This is a genomic window from Catenulispora pinistramenti, from assembly GCF_018274385.1.
Classification (GTDB): domain Bacteria; phylum Actinomycetota; class Actinomycetes; order Streptomycetales; family Catenulisporaceae; genus Catenulispora; species Catenulispora pinistramenti.
This window is the reverse complement of the sequence record NZ_JAAFYZ010000361.1, coordinates 1-6339: the sequence shown is the minus strand read 5'-3', so window position 1 is coordinate 6339 and position 6339 is coordinate 1. Positions and strand designations below refer to the sequence as shown.

Genomic DNA, 6339 nt, shown 5'->3' with positions numbered 1-6339 from the left:
CCTTCGACCCCAGCGACACCCAGCCCCTCCACATAATCCCCACCGGCCAAGACGACACCGCGCTCGCCTCGATCCAGCTCCCCTCGCAGACGCACCTGACCCATCCGCCGCGTATCCCCGCCGCGGCGTTGCGGCCGGTCGCCGAGGTCCAGCTCTCCCTGCTCCCAGGAGGCGCTTTCTGATGCCCACCAGGATCGTGCTCTGCGACGACCACACCCTGCTCACCGAGTCCCTGGCCGCCTCGCTGGCCGCCAAGGGCTACCAGGTCGAGGCCGTGACCTCGACCCCGGCGCAGGGGCTGGCCGCGGTGGCGTCCCTGGACCCGGACATCCTGATGCTGGACGTGCACTTCCCGATGACCGTCTCGGCCCGGGCCGCCGCCTCGCCGCTGGCCACCGCCGGGGAGCAGGCGTTCCCGGTGTCGCGGCCGGGCAGCCGGATGGTCACCGCGGGGCTGGAGCTGGCCCGGGCGGTGCTGGAGCGGCATCCGCGGACCAAGGTGTTGATGGTCTCGGCGACCGACGACCCGGCGATCGTCAGTGCCGCGCTGGATCTCGGGGTCTCCGGGTTCACGCGCAAGGACCAGCGCATCGACGGCATCGTGCAGATCCTGGAGCGGGTGGCCGGCGGCGAGGTCGCGGTGGACCCGGAGTTGCTGCGGGCGGCCGTGCGGCACCTGAAGGCCCCGGACGTCGACCAGGCCGAGCGCACGCTGCGCTACCTGACCCCGCGCGAGCGCGAGGTGCTGCGCCGGATCGTCGAGGGCGAGTCCACCAAGCAGATCGCCCGCGCCATGGACATCGCCCAGTCCACGGCCCGCACCCACGTGCAGAACGTGCTGGTCAAGCTGGGTGCGCACTCCCGCGTCGAGGCCTCGGCGATAGTGTCCCGGGTCGGGGCGGTCGACCGCCTCGGCGCGCACCAGTAGCTGATCAGTAGCTGATCAGCTGCTGATCAGTAGCTGATCAGCAGCCCGCCCGAAGCCGTCTAAGCGACCGTCTACGTCATTTGGAGTAGCGACGGCTCCACTACATGGTGGTGGGCGCCGGGCCCGTGACTTGCGAGGATGGTGAGCATGCTTGACGCCTCCACGATCGGAACGATCGGACTCGAGGACCGCCTCGAGGAGCGCCTCGACGTGACGGGCCTCCGGGAGGTCCGCATCCTCGTCGTCGACGACCACCGCACCTTCGCCGAGGCGCTGGCCTCCCGGCTGCGCGCCGAGCCCGGCTTCGGCGTGGCGGCCACCACCACCATCGACGGCGCCCGCCGGCTGATCGACGAGCGCCGCCCGGACGTGGTGCTGCTGGACGTCGACCTCGACGGCCGCGACGGCATCCGCTTCGCCGCCGAGATCCGGGCCGGCCACGCCGACGTCCGGATCGTGATGGTCACCGCCGGCGAGGAGGAGAAGCGGGTCGCCGAGGCGGTCCGCGGCGGCGTGAACGCCTGGGTCGCCAAGGACGGCTCGGTGGAGCACCTGCTCCAGGTGGTCCGCGGCGTCCTGCGCGACGAGACCCACATCCCGCCGCGCCTGCTCACCTACGTCCTGAGCGACCTGATGGCCGCCGAACAGGAACGCAACGAACACGAGACGCTGGTCGGCGCGCTCACCCCACGCGAGCGCGAAGTCCTGCAGTGCATGGTCTCCGGCATGACCCGGGCCTCCATCGCCCAACACCTGTTCCTGTCCCCGAACACGGTCCGCACCCACATGCAGAACGTCCTGGGCAAGCTCGGCGTGCACTCCACCCTGGCCGCCGTGGCGGTGGCGCGCCGCGCCGGGATCGGCGAAGACCCCCGCTGACCGGGCGGCACCACCGAACGATGACCGCCCTGCGAACGATGACCGCCCTGCGAACCCTGATCGTCGGCGCCGGACGGGCCGGACAGGCGCTGGCCCGCGATCTGTGCGCTCATGACGACCTCGCCGATCAAGAGTTGCGACCGATCGGCTTCGTCGACGACGCCGCAATCACAACCCCGACCAAAACCCCGGTCGAAGCCCCGATCGGAACCCCGACCGAAGCCCCGCATCCCCTCCCGCACCTCGGCACCTTGCCCGAGTTGGCCCGTCTGGTGACCGAGCACGAGGCCCAAGCCGTCATCCTGGCGATCCCCTCACTCCCCGCGGCCCACACCCGGGAACTGACCGCCGCCGCGATCGGTGCGGGAGCGGTCGTCCGGTATCTGCCGTGGTACACGGTTTCCCGGTGCCACGACATCATCGCTGCCGACCTCCGACCGCTGGACATCAGGGCCCTGATCGACGGCCCGGCCCCCTACGAAGTGCCGCCCGAAGTCAAGGAGATCGTCACCGGCAAGCGCGTCCTGGTCACCGGCGCCACCGACCCGCTCGGATCCGAGATCTGCCGCCAGCTCAATGGTTTCAACCCCGGCGAGCTCTATCTCCTCGACAGCACCACGATCGCCGACCGGGACCAGACCGACCGCGCCTTCCGCGACTTCCGGCCCGAGGTGGTCTTCCACGCGGCGGGTCTCAGGCACGCCTCCATCGTCGAGCGCCGCCCCGGCCTCGCCGTGACGGCGAACGTCCAGGCCACCGACCACCTGGTCCGGGCCGCGCACCGGAACGGCACCGAGCGCTTCGTCCTGATCTCCACCGACGACGATCCCGTCTCCATGCTCGGCGCCACCTACCGAGCAGCCGAAGCGATCATCCGCGGCGCAGCCCACCGCACCGGAAAACACCGCACGCGAACAGTCTTCGCCGCCGTCCGCGTCGGCGACGTCCTGGACGGCCGCGACTCGCTCCTGACCGTCCTGCCCGACCAGATCCGCGCCGGCGGCCCGGTGACCATCACGCACCCGGACGCGGCCCGCTGCTTCGCCACCGTCGAGGAAGCCGTCGCCTTGGCCCTGGAAGCCGGACGCATGGCGACCGGCGGCGAGGTCTACTCCCTCGACCTCGGCGAGCCGATGCGCGTCGCCGACGTCGTGTCCCGCTTCACGAGCCAGTACAACCTGCCCGAAGTACCGATCCGCTACGCGGGTCCCCAGCAGAAGCAAAAACCGCGTCCTGACAAGCGAATCCCCACCATCCCCACCATCCCCACCACCCAGCCGCAGATCTTCACCACGATCGCCGACACGGAACCCACTGACCACGCGCAGCTCCATGAACGCCTGGACAAGCTGTACAAAGCCGCGGCCAAGAACCGCGACCCGAGGGTCCGGCAGCAGTTGCAGAAACTCACCGGGTCAAGAGCCTGATCAGAAGCAATACTGAGCAGCAATACGTCGAGCGTCTACGCGCGCAAATATCGACGCGGCGTCACGAAGGCGGCCGCTGACCGACGGCCGCCGTCAAGGTGGGCATCCGGCGCCTGATTCCCCGCAGTGCCGATCCACAAGCCGCTCGGCGAATACGGGTTCGTACATGCATTCGCCCTGGTCCAGGGGTTTAACCCGCGATTTCGAAAACCACTCTCAGGAGCAGGCGACGGTGTGTAACGCCTCGCCAAAACCCTGGCGCCCGCGCGTCACATGAGTAGGCTCGACTACATGGTGTACAAGGTCGAGCGCACCGAGGCAGAGTGGCGGCAGCACCTGGGGCCGGCCGCCTACAAGACGCTGCGCGAGTTCGGAACCGAGAACCCGTGGTCCGGCGACTACGTCGAGAACGACGACCCGGGCATCTATCTGTGCCGGGGCTGCGACACCGCGCTGTTCGGCTCGCAGTCCAAGTTCAACGCCGAGTGCGGTTGGGCCGCCTTCTCCGGCCCGATCACCGACGAGCTCGTCGAGACGTTCGAGGACCGTTCGCAGGGCATGCTCCGCACCGAGATCCGGTGCGCCACGTGCGGATCGCACCTCGGCTACCTGTTCCAGGACGCGCCCGAAGAGCTCGGCGGCTGGCGCTACTGCGTCAACTCGATCGGACTGCTCCTGCGGGAGTCAGTGTCGAGCTAGCCCCGCTGAGCAGCGGATCAGCCGCTGGAACCCCCTCTAACGCATAGACGGCGATTCATCCGTTAGAATCGTCGCCATGAGCGCATTGCCCCTGCCGGTGATCCGGCACCGCAGCATCACCGTCGACGGCGTCCGCGTCTTCTACCGCGAGACCGGCCCCGAGCGCACCGACGCGCCGACCGTCCTGCTCCTGCACGGCTTTCCCAGCTCCTCGCACCAGTTCCGGCGTCTGCTGGACGCGCTGGGCACCGAGCACCGCCTGATCGCCCCCGACCACCCCGGTTTCGGCCGTACGACCGTGCCCGACGACTTCGTGTACTCCTTCGAATCCCTCACGGACGTCGCCGAGTCCTTCGTCGAAGCCCTCGGCCTCACCGCCGACGGCCGCCGGCTCGTCGCCTACACCTTCGACTACGGCGGGCCGGTCGCCTTCCGGCTCGCCGGCCGGCACCCGGAGTGGTTCGCGGGTCTGATCGTGCAGAACGCCAACGCCTACACCGAAGGCCTCTCCGAGCTCGCCCAGACGCTCCTCACCGCGCAGCCGGGGGTTCCGGGGGCCGAGGAGCGGGTGCGCGGCATCCTCACCGAGGCGGTGACCCGTTCCCAGTACGAGGACGGCACCTCAGACCCCGAGCTCATCTCCCCCGACGGCTGGACCCTCGACCAGCACTACCTGGACCTGCCGGGCCGGGACGCGGCGCAGATCGCCCTCATGCTCGATTACCACAACAACGTCGAGCTCTACCCGCGGTGGCAGCGCTGGCTCGCCGAGCACCGGCCGCCGACGCTGATCCTGTGGGGCGACGGCGACGCGTTCTTCACCGTCGCGGGGGCCAGGGCCTATCTGCGGGACGTGCCCGACGCGCAGCTGCACGTGTTCCAGACGGGGCACTTCGCCTTGGAGGAGAAGCTTCCCGAGATGGCGCAGCTGATCGGCGAGTTCCTGGACTCGGTGAAGCCCTGAGCTCGGTGACGCTCTGAGCTCGCTGAAGCCCTGAGCTCGGTGACGCTCTGAGCTCGGCCCTGGGCTCGGCCCTGAGCGGGTGACGCTCTGAGCGCGGTGAAGCCTTAAACGCACTGGAGCTTTGAGCGCGCCGGAAATCTCAGCGCGCTCAGCGCCGGCGCCTCAGGCCCGGTCGGCCCGACGCTGTCGGTGCTGCTTGACCAACACCCGCGTCCGCAGACCCGCGACCGCGAACACCAGGAACCCGAGGATGTAGAGCAGGGTCTGGACCACGTCGCCCAGCATCGTGGAGACGCCGCTGTCCTTGGCTTTGTGCGGCAACGACGCGGCGGCCGCGGACGTCGGGGGCGCCGCGACGTCGCCGTCGTTCCCGGCCTGCGCGTGCCGCGCCTTCGCGTGCACCGCGTCCGGCGGCGGCAGCGTCTCGTCCGGCACCGCCGACTTCTGCAACGGGTCCGGGGCGGCCAGCTGGTCCACCCCGGGCGCCGTGGCCGGGACCGCGAAGCCCCAGTCGAGCAGCTTCGCCGTCTGCTGGTAGATGTCGGTGCCGGCGTCGAACACCGAGACCACGAGGGTGCGGCCGTCGCGCTCGGCGGCGCCGACGAAGGTGTGGTGCGCCAGCGAGGTGTAGCCGTTCTTCACCCCGATCATCCCGGGGTATTTGCCCAGCAGCCGGTTCTCGCTGTCGATCTCGAAGGTGGTGCCGTTGACCGAGGGGAACTTGGCCTTCTGCAGGGAGCAGTAGGAGCGGAAGCCCGGGTCCTGGAGACCCGCACGCGCCATCAGCGCCAAGTCGTAGGCGCTGGAGACCTGGCCGTCGGCGTCGTAGCCGTCGGCGTTGACCACGACGGTGTCGTTGGCGTGCAACCGCTGCGCGGTCTGGCGCATCAGGTCCACGGTCGTCGCCTCGCCGCCGGCCATCGCGGCGAGGGTGGCGATCGCGTCGTTGCCTGAGCGCAGGAACACACCGTTCCAAAGGTCGGAGACCCGGTAGGAGAGCCCCGGCTTGATGCCGACGGCGCTCGCCCCGGGCTCGTCGGTGGCCAGCGCCGCGATGTCGCCGGGCACGGACAGGTGAACCTGGGCCGGGTCCAGGCGGGGCATCAGGGCCAGCGCGGTCAGGACCTTGAGGGTCGAGGCCGGACGCAGCCGGTCGTGCGGGGCGCGTTCGGCCAGGATCGCGCCGGTCGCCTCGTCGGCCACCACGAAGGAGCCGGCCTGGACGTCCGGCGGGATCGGCGGCGTGCCGGGACTGGCGACGGTCGGGCCCAGCGGCGTGGAACTGGGGGACGGCGTCGGGGCGGGCGGCGCGACATCCGCGGCGGCCGCGGCCGCACCCGCGCCGATCAGCGCGGCACAGGCCGCGGCGACAGTGATGCTCCGACGAACCGGTGACCCGCGCATGTCTGCCGGTTTTCCAGCCGGCCCGCCCCGCCAAACCC

The 6339-nt window shown here is 70.3% G+C and carries 7 protein-coding genes; 6 read left to right on the top strand and 1 reads right to left on the bottom strand.

Features of this window, described 5'->3' with window-relative positions; translation table 11 throughout:
* The 6 genes from KGQ19_RS46685 to KGQ19_RS46660 all read left to right on the top strand — a co-directional run.
* Nucleotides 1-182 (top strand): hypothetical protein (locus KGQ19_RS46685; protein WP_212021748.1); only part of this gene is annotated, 182 nt, incomplete at its 5' end.
* Entirely contained in the window at nucleotides 182-928 is a 747-nt protein-coding gene (locus KGQ19_RS46680) for a LuxR C-terminal-related transcriptional regulator (protein WP_212021746.1), read from the top strand. The genes KGQ19_RS46685 and KGQ19_RS46680, both read left to right, overlap by 1 nt.
* A 147-nt stretch (nucleotides 929-1075) precedes the next feature.
* Nucleotides 1076-1807, top strand: a complete 732-nt coding sequence (locus KGQ19_RS46675; protein ID WP_212021745.1) for a response regulator — start codon at nucleotides 1076-1078, stop codon at nucleotides 1805-1807.
* Nucleotides 1808-1827: 20 nt separating this feature from the next.
* On the top strand, nucleotides 1828-3234 hold the full coding sequence (locus KGQ19_RS46670) for a polysaccharide biosynthesis protein (RefSeq protein WP_212021744.1): 1407 nt from the start codon (nucleotides 1828-1830) through the stop codon (nucleotides 3232-3234).
* A 291-nt stretch (nucleotides 3235-3525) separates the two neighbouring features.
* Entirely contained in the window at nucleotides 3526-3933 is a 408-nt protein-coding gene (msrB, locus tag KGQ19_RS46665) for a peptide-methionine (R)-S-oxide reductase MsrB (RefSeq protein WP_212021743.1), read from the top strand.
* Nucleotides 3934-4009: 76 nt separating this feature from the next.
* Nucleotides 4010-4897, top strand: coding sequence for an alpha/beta fold hydrolase (locus tag KGQ19_RS46660; RefSeq protein ID WP_212021742.1), 888 nt, complete (start codon nucleotides 4010-4012; stop codon nucleotides 4895-4897).
* Nucleotides 4898-5059: 162 nt separating this feature from the next.
* On the opposite strand, the gene KGQ19_RS46655 is transcribed toward KGQ19_RS46660, so the two are convergent.
* Nucleotides 5060-6301: a D-alanyl-D-alanine carboxypeptidase family protein gene (locus KGQ19_RS46655; protein WP_212021741.1), complete on the bottom strand. Its 1242-nt coding sequence runs from the start codon at nucleotides 6299-6301 to the stop codon at nucleotides 5060-5062.
* Between the last annotated feature and the right edge of the window lie 38 nt (nucleotides 6302-6339).